We start from the raw sequence: 239 nt of genomic DNA on the forward strand, positions 1-239 counted from the left end.
GCAGGCCGAACCGGAGGTGGATCGCCGAAAGCAGCCGCTTCTCGATCTGCTTGTAGGAGCCGCCGATCACGGCCTTGAACGGCGAGATCATGTCACCGATCACGTATTCCGGCGCGTCGTGCAGCCTGGCGGCGAGCCGGATGCGGTGGTCGATGCGCGGCCGCCGCGCCCGCAGCACGGCCTCCACCAGCAGTGTGTGCTGCGCCACCGAGAAGATGTGCGCGCCGCGGGTCTGGCCG

General features: G+C 69.5%; 1 pseudogene. It reads right to left on the reverse strand.

Going from position 1 to position 239, the window contains the following annotated elements:
• A pseudogene (locus RMT89_RS45265) lies at positions 1 to 239 on the reverse strand (hypothetical protein); the annotation flags it as partial.

The sequence above is a fragment of the Streptomyces sp. P17 genome (assembly GCF_032436805.1).
Lineage (GTDB): Bacteria > Actinomycetota > Actinomycetes > Streptomycetales > Streptomycetaceae > Streptomyces.